This window comes from Kitasatospora sp. NPDC101235, from assembly GCF_044767505.1.
Taxonomy (GTDB): domain Bacteria; phylum Actinomycetota; class Actinomycetes; order Streptomycetales; family Streptomycetaceae; genus Kitasatospora.
Genome location: NZ_JBIWNZ010000005.1, coordinates 257,016 through 273,676 on the forward strand (window position 1 = coordinate 257,016; position 16,661 = coordinate 273,676).

At 72.3% G+C, this 16,661-nt stretch carries 18 protein-coding genes and 1 pseudogene; 12 read left to right on the forward strand and 7 right to left on the reverse strand.

What is annotated here, in order from left to right; all coding sequences use genetic code 11:
- Positions 1-212: 212 nt before the first annotated feature.
- Positions 213-1,121 carry a UTP--glucose-1-phosphate uridylyltransferase gene (locus ACIRRH_RS11585; RefSeq protein ID WP_403065245.1) on the forward strand — a complete coding sequence of 303 codons (909 nt, stop codon included), beginning with the start codon at positions 213-215 and terminating at the stop codon, positions 1,119-1,121.
- A gap of 62 nt (positions 1,122-1,183) precedes the next feature.
- Here the strand turns inward: ACIRRH_RS11585 and ACIRRH_RS11590 are convergent, their stop codons facing one another.
- Positions 1,184-2,404, reverse strand: a complete 1,221-nt coding sequence (locus ACIRRH_RS11590) for an FAD-dependent monooxygenase (RefSeq protein ID WP_403065248.1) — start codon at positions 2,402-2,404, stop codon at positions 1,184-1,186.
- A gap of 196 nt (positions 2,405-2,600) precedes the next feature.
- On the opposite strand from ACIRRH_RS11590, the gene ACIRRH_RS11595 reads away from it, so the two are divergent.
- The 8 genes from ACIRRH_RS11595 to ACIRRH_RS11630 all read left to right on the forward strand — a co-directional run bounded on the left by ACIRRH_RS11595 (position 2,601) and on the right by ACIRRH_RS11630 (position 9,359).
- On the forward strand, positions 2,601-3,626 hold the full coding sequence (locus ACIRRH_RS11595; protein WP_403065251.1) for a hypothetical protein: 1,026 nt from the start codon (positions 2,601-2,603) through the stop codon (positions 3,624-3,626).
- 268 nt (positions 3,627-3,894) lie between these two features.
- A complete protein-coding gene (locus ACIRRH_RS11600) occupies positions 3,895-4,230 on the forward strand; it encodes a hypothetical protein (protein ID WP_403065254.1) in 336 nt (111 codons plus the stop codon).
- Between the two features lie 172 nt (positions 4,231-4,402).
- Positions 4,403-5,980, forward strand: coding sequence for a peptidoglycan-binding protein (locus tag ACIRRH_RS11605; protein ID WP_403065257.1), 1,578 nt, complete (start codon positions 4,403-4,405; stop codon positions 5,978-5,980).
- 14 nt (positions 5,981-5,994) lie between these two features.
- Positions 5,995-6,432: a protease inhibitor I42 family protein gene (locus ACIRRH_RS11610; protein ID WP_403065260.1), complete on the forward strand. Its 438-nt coding sequence runs from the start codon at positions 5,995-5,997 to the stop codon at positions 6,430-6,432.
- Complete coding sequence (locus tag ACIRRH_RS11615) at positions 6,429-6,833, forward strand: hypothetical protein (RefSeq protein WP_403065263.1); 405 nt, start codon at positions 6,429-6,431, stop codon at positions 6,831-6,833. Before ACIRRH_RS11610 ends, ACIRRH_RS11615 begins: the two co-directional genes overlap by 4 nt.
- On the forward strand, positions 6,817-6,999 hold the full coding sequence (locus ACIRRH_RS11620) for a hypothetical protein (protein WP_403065266.1): 183 nt from the start codon (positions 6,817-6,819) through the stop codon (positions 6,997-6,999). The genes ACIRRH_RS11615 and ACIRRH_RS11620 overlap by 17 nt, the downstream gene beginning before the upstream one ends.
- 126 nt (positions 7,000-7,125) lie before the next feature.
- Positions 7,126-7,956, forward strand: coding sequence for a glycerophosphodiester phosphodiesterase (locus ACIRRH_RS11625; protein WP_403065269.1), 831 nt, complete (start codon positions 7,126-7,128; stop codon positions 7,954-7,956).
- The gene (locus tag ACIRRH_RS11630; RefSeq protein WP_403065272.1) at positions 7,953-9,359 is read left to right on the forward strand and encodes an MFS transporter; all 1,407 of its coding nucleotides are present in this window, start codon (positions 7,953-7,955) and stop codon (positions 9,357-9,359) included. Before ACIRRH_RS11625 ends, ACIRRH_RS11630 begins: the two co-directional genes overlap by 4 nt.
- A gap of 136 nt (positions 9,360-9,495) precedes the next feature.
- Here ACIRRH_RS11630 and ACIRRH_RS11635 read toward each other — a convergent pair whose 3' ends face one another.
- A complete protein-coding gene (locus tag ACIRRH_RS11635) occupies positions 9,496-9,861 on the reverse strand; it encodes a hypothetical protein (RefSeq protein ID WP_403065275.1) in 366 nt (121 codons plus the stop codon).
- Between the two features lie 380 nt (positions 9,862-10,241).
- Positions 10,242-10,343: a CGNR zinc finger domain-containing protein gene (locus ACIRRH_RS11640; protein ID WP_403065540.1), complete on the reverse strand. Its 102-nt coding sequence runs from the start codon at positions 10,341-10,343 to the stop codon at positions 10,242-10,244.
- Between ACIRRH_RS11640 and ACIRRH_RS11645 the strand changes: the two are divergent.
- Together ACIRRH_RS11645 and ACIRRH_RS11650 are read left to right on the forward strand one after the other, a co-directional pair.
- A pseudogene (locus ACIRRH_RS11645) lies at positions 10,342-11,400 on the forward strand (FAD-dependent monooxygenase); the annotation flags it as partial. The gene ACIRRH_RS11640 and the pseudogene ACIRRH_RS11645 sit on opposite strands and share 2 nt — an antisense overlap.
- On the forward strand, positions 11,389-11,949 hold the full coding sequence (locus ACIRRH_RS11650; RefSeq protein WP_403065543.1) for a hypothetical protein: 561 nt from the start codon (positions 11,389-11,391) through the stop codon (positions 11,947-11,949). The pseudogene ACIRRH_RS11645 and the gene ACIRRH_RS11650, both read left to right, overlap by 12 nt.
- A gap of 381 nt (positions 11,950-12,330) precedes the next feature.
- Here ACIRRH_RS11650 and ACIRRH_RS11655 read toward each other — a convergent pair whose 3' ends face one another.
- The 3 genes from ACIRRH_RS11655 to ACIRRH_RS11665 all read right to left on the reverse strand — a co-directional run bounded on the left by ACIRRH_RS11655 (position 12,331) and on the right by ACIRRH_RS11665 (position 14,713).
- Entirely contained in the window at positions 12,331-12,867 is a 537-nt protein-coding gene (locus ACIRRH_RS11655) for a DUF1707 domain-containing protein (protein ID WP_403065277.1), read from the reverse strand.
- 213 nt (positions 12,868-13,080) lie between these two features.
- Positions 13,081-14,127, reverse strand: coding sequence for an alcohol dehydrogenase catalytic domain-containing protein (locus ACIRRH_RS11660; protein WP_403065280.1), 1,047 nt, complete (start codon positions 14,125-14,127; stop codon positions 13,081-13,083).
- A 124-nt stretch (positions 14,128-14,251) separates the two neighbouring features.
- Positions 14,252-14,713, reverse strand: coding sequence for an ATP-binding protein (locus tag ACIRRH_RS11665; RefSeq protein ID WP_403065283.1), 462 nt, complete (start codon positions 14,711-14,713; stop codon positions 14,252-14,254).
- A 743-nt stretch (positions 14,714-15,456) separates the two neighbouring features.
- On the opposite strand from ACIRRH_RS11665, the gene ACIRRH_RS11670 reads away from it, so the two are divergent.
- A complete protein-coding gene (locus tag ACIRRH_RS11670) occupies positions 15,457-15,960 on the forward strand; it encodes a hypothetical protein (protein WP_403065286.1) in 504 nt (167 codons plus the stop codon).
- On the opposite strand, the gene ACIRRH_RS11675 is transcribed toward ACIRRH_RS11670, so the two are convergent.
- Positions 15,941-16,600 carry an HAD family hydrolase gene (locus tag ACIRRH_RS11675; RefSeq protein WP_403065289.1) on the reverse strand — a complete coding sequence of 220 codons (660 nt, stop codon included), beginning with the start codon at positions 16,598-16,600 and terminating at the stop codon, positions 15,941-15,943. The genes ACIRRH_RS11670 and ACIRRH_RS11675 overlap by 20 nt on opposite strands.
- Positions 16,601-16,661 lie beyond the last annotated feature (61 nt).

A 16,661-nucleotide genomic window follows, 5' to 3' on the forward strand; every position in this document is an offset into this window, starting at 1 on the left:
CCGGAACCCGGGGGTGCGACGTCGAGAAACCGTGCGCCGTACCGGAGTTCGAGATGGCCGGCCCGTGGCCGACAGGCGCAACCGGACGGCTGCCGGGAGGCCGGTTTCCGTACGCCGGCCGTCCACTTAACGGGACGCCGGTCCCTGATAGCGTCGACCGTGACACCGCGTCACCACGGCGCTGCACCACCGACGAAACGAGAGAGGGTCACATGGCCCCCAGGACGATCCGCCGAGCCGTCATCCCCGCCGCCGGGCTCGGCTCCCGCCTCCTGCCGCTGACCAAGGCCACGCCGAAGGAGATGCTGCCGGTCGGCGACAAGCCGGTGATCGAGCACACCGTGCGTGAGCTGATCGAGAGCGGCATCACCGACATCACCATCGTCGTGAACGGCGACAAGGGCCTGATCCAGGAGCACTTCCGCCCCAACCCCGTCCTGGTCGAGCAGCTGCGCCGGGACGGCAAGGCGGCGTTCGCGGACGCGGTCGAGGAGGTCGGGGAACTGTCCCGCAAGGGCCACATCAGCTACCTCTACCAGCACGGCCCGTACGGCAACGGCACCCCGGTGCTCAACGCCGCCCGCCACTTCGGGGACGAGCCCTGCCTGGTGCTCTGGCCGGACGACGTCTTCGTGGCGGAGGTCCCCCGCGCGCAGCAGCTGATCCGGGCGTACGAGCAGACCAACGCGCCGGTGCTCGCGCTGATGCCGATGGCGCCCGAGGACTCCTACCGCTACGGCGTGCCGGTGGTGAAGGAGGACCTCGGCGGCGGCTCGCTGCGGATCACCGGCCTGGTCGAGAAGCCGAAGCCGGTCGACGCGCCCTCCGCGTACGCGGCGATCGGCGGCTACGTCATCACTCCCGGCATCGTCGACGAGCTGCGCGAACTGACCCTCCGGTGGCACGAGAAGCCCGAGGACGAGGTCTACCTGACCGACGCCATCAACGCCTACGCGGCCCGGCGCGCGGTGTACGGGCAGGTCATCGACGGCACCTGGTACGACACCGGCAACCCCGCCGCCTACCTGCGTGCCCAGTTCGCCGCCGCGCTCGCCAACCCCGAGTACGGCCCCGAGCTGCGCCGGCTCGCCGCGGAGCTCTCCCCGGCCGCCGCCCGGTAGAGCGGCACGGGACGGCCCGTACCCGGTCGCCCGGGCACGGGCCGGCACCAGGCGCCCCCCGGTCAGTAGTCCGGCAGGTCGAAGGCGAGGGCCGCCTGGAAGGCCGCCTCCAGTTTCGGGTCGGTCTGTCCGAGGTTCGCGACGGTCTCGGACCGGGCCCTCCGGTCCCCGGTCAGCTCAAGGATCGCCTGGTTGGCGGCCACGTGGTCGCGCAGCCGCCGCTCGTAGGCGGGGTAGGCCGTGCGGTGGTCGCCGTCGGCCGCGTGCAGTTCACCCGCCAGGACGTAGGCGGCGGTCAGGGCCACGCTGGTGCCCTGACCGGTGGCCGGGGAACAGCAGTAGCCGGCGTCGCCGAGCAGGACGACACGGTCCTTGGACCAGCGATCCATCCGGATCTGGGCGATGACGTCGTAGTGGAAGGCGTCGGTCTCCCACATCGCCCGGAGGAAGCGCGGCACCTCCCAGCGCGCATGGGCGGAGCGCTCGGCCACCAACCGGCGCTGCCGGGCGGGGTCGCGCGGGAGCATGCGGTCGAGCGGCTCGTCGGTGTGGAAGCCGACGAAGACGCGCAGTTCGCTGTTGTCGCGGACGGTCATCGCCATGCAGAACCAGTCGGGGTCGTCGTCTGCCTGGTGGGCGACCTCCCAACGGTCGAGGCCGAGGTGGTTGGGCGCGCTCCAGACGGCGAGGTAGGTGCCGATGGGGTTCAGGTAGTCCGTTTCGGGGCCGAAGACCAGGCGGCGGGTGTTCGAGTGCAGGCCGTCGGCGCCGACGACCAGGTCGAAGGACCGCTCGGTGCCGCTGCGGAACCTGGCCTCCACGCCCTGCGGGTGCTGCACCAGGGTGTCGATCGCGTCGTCGAAGCAGTACTCGACGCCGGGCCCGGCGGGTGTGCCGTTCTTCTCCGCTCCGGCGATCAGCTCGGCGAGCTCGTCGCGCAGGATCTCCACGTCCGGGCCGCCGACCGGCCCGCCGCTGGCCGTCCACTCGGTGGTGCGGTGCAGGTCGTGGCCGTCCGCGTCGACCACCGACATCCCGCGCAGACCGGTCCGGCGGGCTCGGACCTCCTCCAGCAGACCCATCCGCTCGACCACTGTCAGCGCGGTGCCGCGGATGTCCACGGCCTGCCCGCCGTCGCGCAGCGAGGGGGCCCGCTCCACGACCGTGACGCGGAAGCCGTAGCGGTTCAGCCAGTGGGCGAGGGCGGTGCCGGCTATCCCCGCGCCGGAAACCAGGACGGAGGTGGTGCGGGTGCCGGAGTGCGGTCGGATGCTGTTCGACATGGTGACCTCCCACGAGTTTCTCTCTTTCAACACCAGCGTGGGGCAGGCCACTTGCAGGACGCGGACAGGACGCAGGCACGGCACTGTCACCGCCGGCAGGACACCGGCGCCGCGCTGACCGGCCGGTGGCGTCCCGCTCTCCGAGCGGGGAACCCCGGCGCACGGCGCCCGCCGGCCACTCCCTAAGGTCGGTGCCATGCCGAGAACCACACCCCCGCGCCCGCTCGACGTCGAGGCGCTCTTCCCCGAGCTGGCCCGGCATCGGGGCACCACCACCCGGCTCCACCCGCGCCCGGGACGGCCGAACGCCTCGGCCAGCTCCGTCGGCGGCCCGCTGCTGTGGCCCGCGGACGAGCCCTGGCCGGTCTGCACCGACCCCCACCCGCATGCCCGCGGCCGGCGCCCTGCGGACATCCACCGCTCCCGGGAGGTCCTGGCGGCTGCCTGGAACCGCGAGCAGGACCCCGGTCCGACGGACGGGGAACGGAAGCTGCTCGACGAGCTCCACCGCCGCCACCGCGTCGAAGGCGCGTCCGCGGACGACCCGTTGCCGCTGATCGGCCTCGCGCAGTTCTACCGGCGGGACATCCCCGACCTTCCGGCCGGGCCGGACGACTGCGACCTGCTCCAGGTGTTCTGGTGCCCCTTCGACGCCCACGGCCCGGGCCGCACGGGCATGCTGCTCGACCTCCGCTGGCGCCGCTCGTGGGAGGTCACCGAGGTCCTGGCATCGCCCCCACGGCCGGAGGTGGTCGGCTTCGACGGGTACGTGCCCGAGCCCTGCGTGCTGCACCCCGAGCAGGTGACCACCTACCCGTTCGCCGGCCTCCTCCCGGAGGACCTGTGCGCCCGCATCGGCGCCTGGGAGGAGGCCCGGGAAGAGGCCGAGGAGGACGAGGAGGACGCCGGCCCGCCGCTCTACCAGTACGACCTGTCCATCCCTCCCGGCTGGCGCGTCGGCGGCTTCGCCTCCTGGCACAGCACCGACCCGGCCCCGATGGACTGCCACAGCTGCGCGACCCCGATGCAGCTGCTGCTGACCATCGACAGCTCGGAGTGGGACGGCGGCAGCGGCAGTTGGCGGCCGTTGGAGGACCAGGCGTCGGCGGACCTCCACAGCACCTCCACGCCGACCGAGGTCACCGTCGGCCGCTGGGGCGAACTCAACGTCTTCGCCTGCCCCGCCGACCCTCGCCACCCGCACCGCCGGAGCATCCAGTAGCCGGGAGCACGGCCGTCACCCAGGTCGTCGACCCGCCGGAGAGTGTCGACTCGCCGGAAAGACCCGATCCCGCGGACGGACCGGACGTCCCCGCCGTCGGATTCCCGGGGCACCGGCGTCCCGCCGTCACCGTGCGGTGGACGGTGTGTCATGAGTCTGCAACAACGCTCCTACCAGGCGCGACGGGAATTGCCCAGGCATAGGAGCGCCCGTATGGTGCTCGGACGCCGTCGCGCGGACGGCTCGGGGGACGCACGAGGGGTGAACCATGGCGCAGGGGTCGGGGTACGCGATCCAGGCCGGCGGGGCCGAGGGACAGGCGAAGGCGCTGGACAAGGCGTCCGGGGACGAGGGGACGATCGGGACAGCGATCAGCGATCCGGTGTGCTACGCCCCGGACGTGTTCGGGGGCGAGGACGTCGATCCGGCGTACCAGAACTTCAGCAGCGCCTGGCAGGCGGAGACCGCGACGATCAAGAGCGCGCTGAGCGAGCTGGCGGGCAAGGTGCGGGGTTCCTCCGCCGGCTACCAGTCGGCGGACGGCTCCGTGGTGAAGGATCTCGCGGCGGCCTCGCGCAGCGGCGAGTACCGCCCCTTCGGCTGAGGCCCGGCAGGCGGCAGCCGGGCAGACGAAAGTCCCGGCAGGCGGGAGCAGGGCAGGCGAAGTCCCGGCAGGCGAGCAGCCTCACGGATGAGCAGCCGGGCAGCTGACGAGCGGCCGGCGAGCAGCAGGAACGACACCACGGGCAACGGGAACAGGGGGCGAACGAGCCGCCATGGCAGGCGAATCCACCACGCAGCGCTGCAAGGCGCTGAGCAACCGGCTGAAGGACGTCCGCGAGGCGGACAGCAAGAACGAGCTGATCTCCGCGATCAGGGGCGCCCTCGCGGTCCACGCACCGGTCGGGGACCCAGGCACCATCGAGGCCACCGGCAACCGCTACAAGAACGCGGCCGCCGACTCCAACCATCTCCACCAGGACGTCCTGGCGGTCGCCACCTCCGGGCTGCCGGACGTCTGGACCGGTTCGACGGGTGCCAAGGCCGCCGAGGTGGTGGCCGCCGCCGCCCGCGCCGTCGACCAGCAGACCACGGCGCTCCACAACGGCGGGATAGCCCTGCTCCACCTCGCGGACGCGCTGCGCACCGCCCAGGACCAGGACGGCGCCGCGAGGTCCGCGCTCCAGCAGGTGCTGAACTCGCTGGGCAGCGAGGACGGCTGGTTCGACGACTGGTTCGAGGACGACGACGAGGAGGCGGCGCGCAAGAAGGCGCAGCAGGCAGCCGTGCCCCAGGTCGACGCGATGCTGAACGCCGCCAAGCACGCCGACGAGGCGGCCCGGGCGGCGGCCCGGGACCTGAACAAGCTGGCCTCCGAGGCCCGTGCGGGCAAGATGAAGACCAACGGGGTCACCGCCGCCGACAAGCTCGTGCTGGCCGAGACCTCCGGTCCGGACGGTCCGACCGAACTGAACGAGCTGTTGACCGCCAACGACATGAAGCGGTCCGGCGAGTACCTGGACAAGATGAACGACAAGGACCGCGCGGACTTCGAGAAGCTGCTCGCCGACTCCAAGTCCCCGCAGGAGCGGGCCTATCTGATGAAGGCGCTGGCGGCCGGTCACAACCTGGACGAGATCCGCGCCTTCCAGGGCAAGATCCACGGCAAGGACCCGGAGTGGCTCCGGACGCACCTGACGCCCGTCCACACCGAGGACGAGGACACCTCCAGCGGCGGGGTCAACGACGACGGCTCCAACAGGAACACCGACCCGGTGACCTTCGACGGCGCCCGCTGGCAGCAGGCGAACACCGAGGGCACCTGCGTCGCCTCCTCCACCGTCACCGCCCGGGCGATGGTCGACCCGCTCTACGCGCTGGACCTGACGGGCGGCCCGTCCGGCCAGGAGGACGACCCGGCGGCGTTCCAGCAGCGGCTGCTGGCCGAGCAGCACCGGGTGCACCAGGAGGGCGACGGCGGCAAGAACTGGGACGGCATGGGAGCGGACGGCAAGGAGAAGGTGCTGGAGAAGGAGGTCAGCCCGCACACCGGCGCCGACTTCGACTACAAGAAGCTGCCGGACTCCGACGCCCGGCGCGAGCTCCTGCCGGACATCGAGAAGGCGGTCGCCGACGGCAAGCCGGTGCCGGTCGGGGTGGAAGGCTACGACAAGGACGGCAAGCGGTCGGGCCACGCCATGATGATCGTCGGCCAGGAGGGCAACATGCTGCAGATCTACAACCCGTGGGGCACCACCACCTGGGTCAGCGAGGACGACTTCGTCAACGGCCACATGGACGGGGCCTCGGACAACCAGCTGCCCACCGCCTACGCCGTCCACCTGCCGAAGTGACCGAGGTGGTACGGATGTTCACGAGAAGTCCGGTCCGGGCGGTGGCGCTGGCGGCCGTCCTGACGGCCGGCCTGACGGCCTGCGGGCAGGACGGACCCGACCGCGGCCGGGTGCTCGGCGCGGAGGAGCGCTCGGTCAGCCTCGCCGTCGGCGAGCGGTTCACGATCGCCGTCCGGGACAACACCTCGGCCGGCGACCGCTGGAGCGTCGTGGACCCGAAACCGGACGCCGCGGTCGCGGCCGCGGCCGACGAGAAACTGGAGCTCCCGGAGGAGTCGAAGACCTCGGACGGTGTCGGCGGCACCCGCTTCTACACCTTCGAGGCCAAGGGCCGCGGGACCACCGCCGTGACCCTCCTCAACTGCTTCCGCGGCTACTGCAACCTCCCCACCCCCAGCGACGAGAACAGGAAAGCGGTCGTGCGCAACACCTACACGGTGACGGTCCGATGAGCCCGGAGGACCGCTTCCGCCCCAAGACCGACGACGAGCTGCGGCAGCTCGACGTGTCCGCCATGCTCCGTTACGGTCTGGCCTTCGCCGGCCCGCACCGGGCCGCGCTGTTCGGCGAGGGTGCCGTCGCGGCGGCCCTGGCCGCCGACCGCCTCGGGGTGCTCCCCCGGTCGCTCGCCTTCCTCGCCGAGGTGGTGCGCAGCGGCGGCGCCCGCTACGCCGCGGACCTCGCCGAACCGCTGCCCGGCACGGAGCCGGCCCGGCTCGCCCGCGACTGGCTGAGCTCGGCGGCCACCACCGTCACCACCGTGGACGGCGACCAGCTGCTCGCCCGCTGGCTGGACGCCGTCGCGGAGATCCTCGGCCTGCGCCGGGACGTCCGTGGTGGAGCGGGCGGCTGAGGAGCGGCGCCGCGATCTGGACTCGGCCGTGGCGGCGCTGCGGACGCTGAAGTCGGACGTGATCGTCGGCCTCGACGCCGCCGCCGTCGCCCGGCTCGACGGCACCGGGACGCCGTGGCGCACCGACGGACGGCACGCCGTCGTCCAGGTCGACCCACGCGCATAGGGCCCGCACTCCCGCAAGACGTTACTGCTTGACAGGGTGCGTAATACTGTAACGCTCTGGTACGCCCACGGACCCCGGCCTCGCGGGCCCGCCGGGCCTCCCTCTCCCCGCAGCTCGGAGCACCACATGCACCCCTTCCTCGACCATCCCGGGCCGCTCGCCTTCGCGCACCGGGGCGGTGCCCTCGGGCGCCCCGAGAACTCGCTCGCCGCCTTCGAGGCCGCCGTCGCGCTCGGCTACCGCTACCTGGAGACGGACGTGCACGCGACCGCCGACGGCGTGCTGGTGGCCTTCCACGACTCGCGCCTCGACCGGGTCACCGACCGCACCGGGGCGGTGGCGGAGCTGCCCTGGGAGGCCGTCAGGCGGGCCCGGATCGGCGGGACGGAGCCCGTGCCGCTGCTGGAGGACCTGCTCGGCGCGTTCCCCGGGGCCCGCTTCAACATCGACGTCAAGGCCGCGCCGGCCGTCGGGCCGCTGGTCGAGGCGATCCGCCGGACCGACGCCTGGGACCGGGTCTGCGTCGGCGGCTTCTCCGACACCCGGCTCGCCGCCGTCCGCGCCGCCGCCGGCCCGCGGCTGGCCACCTCGCTCGGCCCGCGCGAGGTGGCCCGGCTGCGGCTGCGCTCGCTGGCCGAATCGTTCCTGCCGACGTCCGCTCCGGGGCCGCTGTCCCGGCGCCCGGGAACGCCGTTCGCCGGGCTGTGCGCGCAGGTGCCGGAGCGGCACCGGGGCGTCCGGGTCGTCGACCTGGCCTTCGTCCGCACCGCCCACCGGCTCGGTCTCCAGGTGCACGTCTGGACTGTGGACGATCCCACACGGATCAGGACTCTCCTCGACCTGGGTGTGGATGGCATCATGGCCGATCGCATCGACGTCCTGCGGGACGTCCTCGGCGAGCGCGGCTGCTGGACGGACGGCAGCAACGGCTCCAGCACGGTGATGGGAACCCCATGAGCACCACGAACTCGGCGACGCACCTGCCGGACGACCCACCGACCGACCCCACGACCGCCGACGACGGACGGTCCCTGCGCCGGATGCAGTTCGGCTGGTACATCAACGACTGGGCCAACGCCGCCTTCTCGGCCACCGTCCTGACGGTGTTCCTCGGTCCGTACCTGACCAGCGTCGCCAAGGACGCCGCCGACGCGGCCGGTGACGTGCACCCGCTCGGCCTGTCGATCCGCGCAGGATCGTTCTTCCCGTACACGGTCTCCTTCTCCGTGCTGCTCTCGGTGGCGGTGATGCTGCTGACCGGCACCGTCGCCGACCGCACCGGCCGGCACAAGGAGCTGATGTGCGGCTTCGCGTACGTCGGCTCGCTCGCCACCATGGGGATGTTCTTCCTCGACGGCGACCGCTACCTGCTCGGCGGCGCGCTGCTGGTGGTCGCCAACATCTCGTACGCGGTCTCGGTCGCGCTCTCCTACGCCTACCTACCCGGCCTGGCCTCCCCCGACGAGCGCGACAAGGTGTCCTCCAAGGGCTGGGCCTACGGCTACGCGGGCGGCGGACTGCTGCTGATCGCCAACCTGGCGCTGTTCCAGGGCCACGACGCGTTCGGCCTGGACTCCGGCACCGCCGTACGGATCTGCCTGGCCTCGGCCGGGCTGTGGTGGGCGCTGTTCACCATCGTCCCCATGCTGCGGCTGCCCTCCCGGGCCGGCATCGCCCCCAGCCGCACCGCGGACCGGACCAAGGACGGCGAGCCCGCCGCCGGCAGCCTGCGCGAACTCGCCCGCACCCTGCGCGGCATGCGCGAGCACCCGCTCACCCTGCTCTACCTCGCCGCCTTCCTCTGCTACAACGACGGCATCCAGACCGTCGTCTCCCAGGCCTCGCTCTACGGCAGCGAGGAACTCGGCATGGACCAGACCTCGCTGGTCACCGCCGTGCTCCTGGTCCAGGTCGTGGCGATCGGCGGCGCCCTGCTGCTCGGCCGGATAGCCCACCGGTACGGCGCCAAGCGGACCATCCTCGGCTCCCTGGTCGGCTGGGTCGTCACCCTGGCCCTCGGCTACTTCATGCCCGCCCACCAGCCCGCCTGGTTCTACGTCCTGGCCTGCATGATCGGCCTGGTGCTCGGCGGCAGCCAGGCACTCTCCCGCTCCCTCTTCTCCCACCTCATCCCGCCCGGCCGGGAGGCCGAGTACTTCAGCTTCTACAAGGTCAGCGACCGCGGCACCAGCTGGATGGGCCCGCTCGTCTTCGGCCTCGCCTACCAGATCACCGGCAGCTACCGCTCGGCGATCATCTCGCTGCTGGTCTTCTTCGTCATCGGCTTCGCCGTGCTGCTGAAGGTCCCGGTCCGCCGCGCCATCGAGGCCGTCGGCAACCCGGTGCCCGAACGGCTCTGACGGTCCTGACGACCCGTGGAACCAGCCGGGCCCAGGCGGCGCGTCGGCACGACCGGCCGATTCGGCCTCCACCTCCGCGGGTGGAGGCCGAATCGGTTTGGGGCAGCGGACGGCGGCTACCCGCCCGCCGTCGGCGTCAGCAGCCGATGTAGCGCATGGAGACGCTGGTGAAGTGGGTGTTCGAGGGGGCGTAGAGGGTGATGGCGCGGGACTTGCCCTTGCCGCCGGCCCAGTCGCTGTCGACGTGGCCGCCGTTGGAGAGGTTGCCGCGCACGTAGGGACAGCGCCCGTCCGCCTTGGTGTCGTGCACCGTGCCGACGAGCTTGGTGTGGTAGTTGCACGACTTGCCGTTCGCGTAGCCCTCGCCGGAGCTGATGCTCCAGTTCTGGGTGCACGAGTCGGCGGGCGGCGCGGCGTGGGCGCCGGTGACCGGGAGGAGCAGGGCGGCGAGGGTCAGAGCGGCGACGGCGGCTCCGGGGACGGCGAGACGGCGCTTGGACATGGCGGTACCTCCACACGGGGTGCACGGTGGACATCCGGGCCGGGGCATCGGGCGGCGCGCGACATGCGACACGCGCGGCACGTTCGACCGCCCGCCTTCGGCCGTCCGTCGAGCGTGACGTATTCGAACGACCGCCGTCAACGGAGGAGTCGGGCGCGGGCGGTGGGCGCCGCCCCTTGGGTACCGGGGCGGCCCGGGCGGCCCAAGGGGTACGTCTCGCACCATGGGGGTGGGGTCGGCAAGCCGGATCGGTGTACGAACTCCGCGCTGGGATTCGGCTGTTGAGGTTCGGAGGAGGACCGACGGGGACGACGACCGGCACGCGGCGCCGTACGAGGCGACGAGCCCGCCGGCGGTGCCCTGCCCCCCCTCCGCGGGGCTCAGGTCCGTTCCCCCTTCTGCGCCCGGTGGGCGGCGACGCGCACGCGGGTGGCGCAGCGCGGGGTGCAGAAGCGCTGCGGGGTGCGGCGGCCGGTGTCGATGAAGAAGCGTTCGCAGCCCGGGGCGGCGCAGCGGCCCCAGGCGCAGCCGCTGTCCGTCCTGCTGTCCGGCCACGGCGTGCCGCACCTGCTCGTCGAGGCGCACCCGGGCACCTCGCGCCACCCCAAGGCCCGTGGGGTGTCGGCGCGTTCGATGGAGGCCTTCCGGCGGTGCGGCCTGGAGACGGAGGTCCGGCGGGCCGGGCTCCCGGCCTCGCAGGTGTTCTTCTACCGGGGCCGCGACCTGGTCGACCCGGACTTCGTCCGCACCGGTGTCGCGGCCGACCAGGCGGAGGGCGCCGAGCGCACCCCCTAGCCCGGGCTGATCTGCTCGCAGGACGCCCTGGAGGCCGTCCTGCTCCGACGCGCCCGCCAACTCGCCCCGGACGGCGTCCGGTTCGCCACCCGACTGCTCTCCTTCAGCCAGCAGGACGGACACGTCCGGGCCCTGCTGGAGGACCGGAACACCGGCGAACGCCACACCGTGCGCGCCGACTGGCTGGTCGGCTGCGACGGCGCATCGAGCACCGTCCGCGAGACGGCCGGAATCGCGATGGCGGGGCCGACCGGCCTCGGCCACTTCCTCAGCATCCGCTTCGAGGCACCGCTCGGCGAGGTGGTGGCCGATCGCGCCAGCGCCTCGTACTTCCTCACCGAGCCGGGCCGCGGCGGCTTCCTGGCCGTCGACAACGACCGGCAGTGGATCTACCAGCACCCGTACGACCCCGAAGACGCGGACACCGCAGCCCTGTCGGCCGACCACCGGGCGCTCGGCCGACTGGTCCGGGAGGCCGCCGGGCTCCCCGGGCTGTCGGTCACCGTCCGGGACACCATGACCTGGCGGATGGACGCCCGCCTCGGCGAGACCTACCGCCGCACCCGGGTGCTGCTCGCGGGCGACGCCGCCCACGTGGTGCCGCCGACCGGCGGGCACGGCATGAACAACGGCATCGGCGACGCGGACAACCTGGCCTGGAAGCTCGCGGCAGTCACCGCCGGGACGGCCGGCGAAGCACTGCTGGACACCTACGAGGCCGAACGCCGCCCGGTGGCCCGGCAGGTCATCGACGTCTCGCTCGCCAACTCCCGCGCCCGCACCGGCTACCGGATCGACGACGAGCTGCTGCTCACCGCCGCCTACCGCTCGACGGCGGTCCTCGCCGACCCGGCCGACCCCGAACGGCCGCAGCTGGACCCCGAGCACGAGCACCCCGACGGCGCTCCCGGCACCCGACTCCCCCACCTGCGGCTCGCCGGCCCGCCCGGGGCCGCGTCCACCCTGGACCTGGTCGGGCCCGGTTTCACCCTGTTCACGGCCCGGGAGGACGCCGGCTGGCAGCGACAGGCGGACACGGCGACGGCGGCACGACTGCCCGTCACCGTGCACAGCCTGTCGGCTCCCGGTTGGTCCGAGGCCAGCGGCCTCCCGGCGGCCACCGGCGCCCTCCTCGTCCGCCCGGACGGCCACATCGCCTGGCGCTCAGCGCAACCTCCCACCGGCGACGGGCAGTTGCTCGCCGCCCTGCGGCGGGTGCTGTCGGCGGAGCAGGGGGCGGTCCGTACGGCCCAGGTCCCGTTCGCGGGCCGGTTCGGCTCCAGGGCGTCGTGATCCGCCGGCCGAGCGCCGGTGCGGTGGGCGCACGGACCCCGCCGGGGCGGTCGTGGCGGCCGGAGTGGTTCACCCGGCCTGGGCGAGCCGGAGCGCGTCGGGGCCGGCCGGGAAGGACAGCCGCCCGGTGGTGTCGTGCACGGCGCGCCACACCGCTTCGGCGACGTCGGTCTCGGTGGTGAACAGGTCCTGGTGCGTGAGGCCGGCCAGGGCCTCGCCCGCCCACGGCGCGTAGGGCGCCGGGACCAGCTCGTCCGGAAGGGCGCCGTTCGTGGCCTTCCGGGCGAAGTTCGTCGTCAGGCAGGCGCCCGGCTGGACGGTCCTGGCCCGTACGCCGAAGGGCGCGAGTTCGACGGCGACCCCGGCGCCCGATAATGCACCTCAGCTCCGGGCGTGACGGATCCTCAGTCGGCCGAAGCCGGTGGTTCCGGTGATCCGGATCGTCGGGTTGCCCACCGAGGGGCGGCGGGGAGGGGTGTAGCGCACGTCCTTCCAGCCTCCCTGGAGGCCGTCGATGTCGACGACGGCGTCGCGGGGGACGGTGATCTTGGCGCTGCCGGTGCCGAGTCCCAAATCGATGTCGATCACCGGATGTTCGATGAGCGCCTTCGACAGGTCCAGGTGCACCCGGCCGAACGCCGACACCACCTTGAAGGTGCGGGGCACCCGCCAGGGGCCGCGGCGCACGAGGCGCCCGCTGACGGCGGCGATGGTGGGGGTGGCTTCCGGGTTCGGCTCGGGGAGCGAGGCCAGGGACGGTACGAGGTCGGCGTGCGTCTTGGCGGTGAGCACCCGGTGGAGGCGGTCGTCCATCTCCTCGTGCGAGATGTGCCCTTCGGCGAACGCCTCTTGCAAGCGCTGCACGGCCTTGTCGCGTTCGGCATCGCTGATCGCCGGATTATCGGGGAGAGCGGTCATCGTCCTACTCTAACTGCCCTTCCGCGGAAGGATCATGGCGCCTGTAAGCCTGCCGGATGGGGCCAGCCCGGCTCGACCAGTCCCAGGGTGGACACCGCGCGACACTTCCGATGGATGCCCCGGCGGGAACCACACCGGCAGGCTCGATTCCAGGGCGGCGATGCGCGCCTGCCCCGGGAGGGAAGCAGCCCATGTCCGACGTCGGCCGGGTGGTCAGCGGCCGGTGGTGACGACCATGCGGAAGCGGGCCCGGCCGCCGGCCATCTTGGCCACCGCGGCGGCGGTCTCCTCCAACGGCACCTGCTCGATCCACGCCCGCACCCCGGTGCGGGCCGCGAAGCGCAGGGTGTCCTCGATGTCGACGGCGGTGCCCGAGGAGTGGCCGTAGACCTTGCGGTCGCCGCTGATCAGCTGCAGCGGGCTGATCGCGAGCCGATCGGGTGAGACGCCGACGATGACCAGCTCGCCCCGCCGGCCGAGTCCGTCGACGGTGGCGGACATGGCGTCGGCGTTGGTGACGGTGGCCAGGACGACCTTCGCGCCGCCGAGCGACCGCAGGGCCTGGGCGACGTCACCGGCGGTGCTGTCGATGTAGTGCTCGGCGCCGAGCTCGTGCGCCAGGGGCTCCTTCTCCGCACCGCGGGCGATGGCGACGGTGCGCAAACCCATCGCGCGGGCGAACTGGACGCCCAGGTGGCCCAGCCCTCCCAGGCCCAGGACGGCGACGGTGTCACCGGGCCGGGTGTCGGAGTGGCGCAGGGCGTTGAAGACGGTGATCCCGGCGCAGGCCAGCGGCGCGGCCTCGGCGGCGGTCAGCTCGCCGGGGATCGCGGCCAGGGCCATGGCCGGAACGACGACACTGTCGGCGTAACCGCCGGGGTAGGCCGCGCCGGGGACCTGCAGCTGGGGGCAGTGGATGCCGTCGCCCGATCGGCAGGCGTCACAGCGTCCACAGCTGCCGCCGTACCAGCCCACGGCGACCCGGTCGCCGACCTTCCAGCCCTCCACCCCCTCGCCGAGGGCGTCGATGCGGCCGGCGATCTCGTGACCGGGGGTGACCGGGAAGGTCGTGCCGGGCAGGGCACCGGAGGCGATCAGCAGGTCGGAGTGGCAGACGCCGCACGCCTCGACGGCGATCCGCACCGCCCCGGGCCCCGGCTCGCGGACCGGGACCTCGGACAGCTCGGGCGCCGCACCCGGGGCGGCGACCCGCACGGCGCGCTGCAGGCCGTCGGAGGAGGGGGACGAGGTGGCAGCCATGGTGGAGAACCCTTCTGTACGGGAGTCGAGGCGGCGCGGTGCCCGCACCCGCCGCTCCCACCAGCTTCGTACGTCCGCCACCGTTTGTCCCCGCACGGCCGGTCCGAGGGCTGCTCGGCTCTGCTCACGAGAGCGGGTTCCGGCCGGGGCCTCCAACCCCAATGGCGGGTGCACCGTCGTGCAGCGCGGTCCCGTTCGTCTGTGGGATCGGGTCGAGCAGGCGGTGCAACGCTGGCAGGCCGCCGCCGACCCCGTGCGTGGGGCACAGCGCCTCGCGGGATTCCAGGAACTCGAACCACACGACCTTGCCCGCCTCGGCCGGATGCCAGCCCCAGGTATGAGCCAATGCCTCTACGAGCAGCAGCCCGCGGCCGCTGGTCGATTCCTGTTCCAATCCACCGCGTTCGAACGCCGGGTTGGGATCCGCGACCTCGACGCGCAGCCGCTCACCCACGCGACGAACGGTCACTGTGCAGCGGGCCTTCGCATGCTCCATCGCATTCGCGATCACCTCGCTCGCACAGAGTTCCAGCTCTTGTAGCGCTTCCATGGAGAGCGGCACCTCCCAGAAGCGGACGATATCCATCACCAGCCTCCGCCCCGACGGAACCGCCGCACCGTCCGGCGGGACACCCCACTCCAGGGGCACCGGAAATCGAGCGGTCTTCAGCGGGCTGACGACAAGCCCCGGGCCTGCCAGGTCAGGCATGCGATCCCCACAGTCAGTAGCCGTTCCGTGCCAAGCGGTGACGTAGGAAATCGTCGACACGAGAGAGGGCAGCCTGAACCCCCTACATGGGACGTTCAAGAGACTTCTTAAGGTCTTTTGCGTGGTCCGGTTCGGGCAAGAGGCCTGGAAGTGTCCCCACCGGTCCTATGGTTGATGCAGCATCCGACGCTTGGAGGACACTGTGTCCGTATCCAACGGCAACACCGCGCTCAAAGCCGCCCGACAGGCTCGCGGCCTCTCCAGCCAGCAAGCACTCGCGGCCGCGCTACGCGACGCAGCCCGCCAACTCGGCCTGGGGGAAATCGTCGTCAGTCGCAAGCAGATCGGGCGGTGGGAGTCTTCCAACCCACCATGGCCTCGAAGCGATCACCAGCAGATTCTCACCTACGTCCTGCGATTGCCGATCGAGGACCTCGGATTCCGCGCACCGTGGGACAACAGCATCCGACCAGCGCCGGAAAAGGCCGCGCCCATGGGCCGTCGCCCTTCAACCGCCCCTGCGTTGCCGAGGCCGATGGTGGTCCGGGCATCGCGAGGATGCCGCCGAGCGGATGCGGGCAGCCCGCGCGTATGCCCGCCGGGGGCCTGTCTCAGCGGAGTTGCTGGCGTGGCTCGACGCCGTGGAGGCGGAGTGCCTGACCCGTTGCGGCGACCACCGGCAGGCCCTCGCAATCCTGCGCCAGGCCGAGGAGACGCTGACCGATGACAGCGAGCACCACAGCCCGGAGTGGTTCACCTGGTTCTCGGCCACCCGGCTCGCCGCGTTCAAGGGCAACACCGAACTGGCAGCCGGCCTGATTCCCCAGGCCCGAAGCACCCTTGAGGCAGTACTCGCCGATCTCCCCGAAACCGACGGAAAACAGCGAGTCGTCGTTCTTGGCGACCTCGCGGCCGTCGAGGCCGCCGCTCGACGGCCTGACGCGGCGTGCGCCCTTCTGGAACAGGCGCTCGATCAGCTAAGTGTGACCTGGTACGCCACCGGCATGGATCGCGTCCGAGAGGCCCGCCGGGCGCTCGCGGCTTGGCAGGACTCGGAGGCCGTCCGGCGTGTCGACGACCGCCTCTATTCGTGGTCGGCAACGCTCAGTTCGCTCCAGCGTTAGCCTTCGCGATCAGCTCCGGCAGCTCGTTGAGCGAGTCGATCCGGAAGGTCGCTCGATCGGCTGCGGGGTCGTGCTGCTGAATCCAGCCCCACGGCCCCCGGCGGATCAGAGCGGTGCACATCCCGGCTCGCGCAGCGGGGAGTACGTCGTTGTCGAGGCGGTCGCCGACGTAGAGAATCTCGTCCGGTTCGACCGGAACCACTTCTGCCACACGCTCGAAGAACACCTGGTCAGGTTTGTTCGCGCCCCAGTCATCGGAGGTTCCGATCAGGTCAACGTCGTCCGTGAACAACCGGCGAAGAATCACCCCGGCCCGCACGGTTTGGTTGCCCGCGATCGCAAGCCAGAGGCCGTCCGCCCTCAGCCGGGCGAGAGCCGGACGGACGTCGGGATACAGATCGTCCTCGCCGAACGTCTCAGGCTGACCGGCCGCCGCCCGTTTCTCCCGTTCCGCGTACAGATCGAAGCCAGGCTGGAAGACCTGGAACGTCTCCCGGTAGTCGCGGCCCTCCGCGATTACGGCACCGAACTGCGCCACGAAGGTGTGCCGGGGCACGCCCAGCCAGTCCGCCCAGGTGCCGTACTCGCGGGTCTCGTCCACCAGGCACTCGCCGACATCGAACACCACTGCACGAATCATGGCTGCAGCCTAACGAAGCCACTATCCGCCGCGCTCGGGCCGAGCGCGGCGGGCGTGGCCA

Coding starts and splice junctions, on each gene's coding strand:
- ACIRRH_RS11600 (WP_403065254.1), top strand. CDS start 3,895: ATGGCGCAGGGGTCGGGGTACGCGATCCAGGCCGGCGGGGCCGAGGGA.
- ACIRRH_RS11635 (WP_403065275.1), bottom strand. CDS start 9,861: ATGTCCAAGCGCCGTCTCGCCGTCCCCGGAGCCGCCGTCGCCGCTCTG.
- ACIRRH_RS11660 (WP_403065280.1), bottom strand. CDS start 14,127: ATGGCTGCCACCTCGTCCCCCTCCTCCGACGGCCTGCAGCGCGCCGTG.
- ACIRRH_RS11675 (WP_403065289.1), bottom strand. CDS start 16,600: ATGATTCGTGCAGTGGTGTTCGATGTCGGCGAGTGCCTGGTGGACGAG.
- ACIRRH_RS11595 (WP_403065251.1), top strand. CDS start 2,601: ATGCCGAGAACCACACCCCCGCGCCCGCTCGACGTCGAGGCGCTCTTC.
- ACIRRH_RS11655 (WP_403065277.1), bottom strand. CDS start 12,867: ATGACCGCTCTCCCCGATAATCCGGCGATCAGCGATGCCGAACGCGAC.
- ACIRRH_RS11665 (WP_403065283.1), bottom strand. CDS start 14,713: ATGGATATCGTCCGCTTCTGGGAGGTGCCGCTCTCCATGGAAGCGCTA.
- ACIRRH_RS11610 (WP_403065260.1), top strand. CDS start 5,995: ATGTTCACGAGAAGTCCGGTCCGGGCGGTGGCGCTGGCGGCCGTCCTG.
- ACIRRH_RS11585 (WP_403065245.1), top strand. CDS start 213: ATGGCCCCCAGGACGATCCGCCGAGCCGTCATCCCCGCCGCCGGGCTC.
- ACIRRH_RS11615 (WP_403065263.1), top strand. CDS start 6,429: ATGAGCCCGGAGGACCGCTTCCGCCCCAAGACCGACGACGAGCTGCGG.
- ACIRRH_RS11625 (WP_403065269.1), top strand. CDS start 7,126: ATGCACCCCTTCCTCGACCATCCCGGGCCGCTCGCCTTCGCGCACCGG.
- ACIRRH_RS11605 (WP_403065257.1), top strand. CDS start 4,403: ATGGCAGGCGAATCCACCACGCAGCGCTGCAAGGCGCTGAGCAACCGG.
- ACIRRH_RS11630 (WP_403065272.1), top strand. CDS start 7,953: ATGAGCACCACGAACTCGGCGACGCACCTGCCGGACGACCCACCGACC.
- ACIRRH_RS11590 (WP_403065248.1), bottom strand. CDS start 2,404: ATGTCGAACAGCATCCGACCGCACTCCGGCACCCGCACCACCTCCGTC.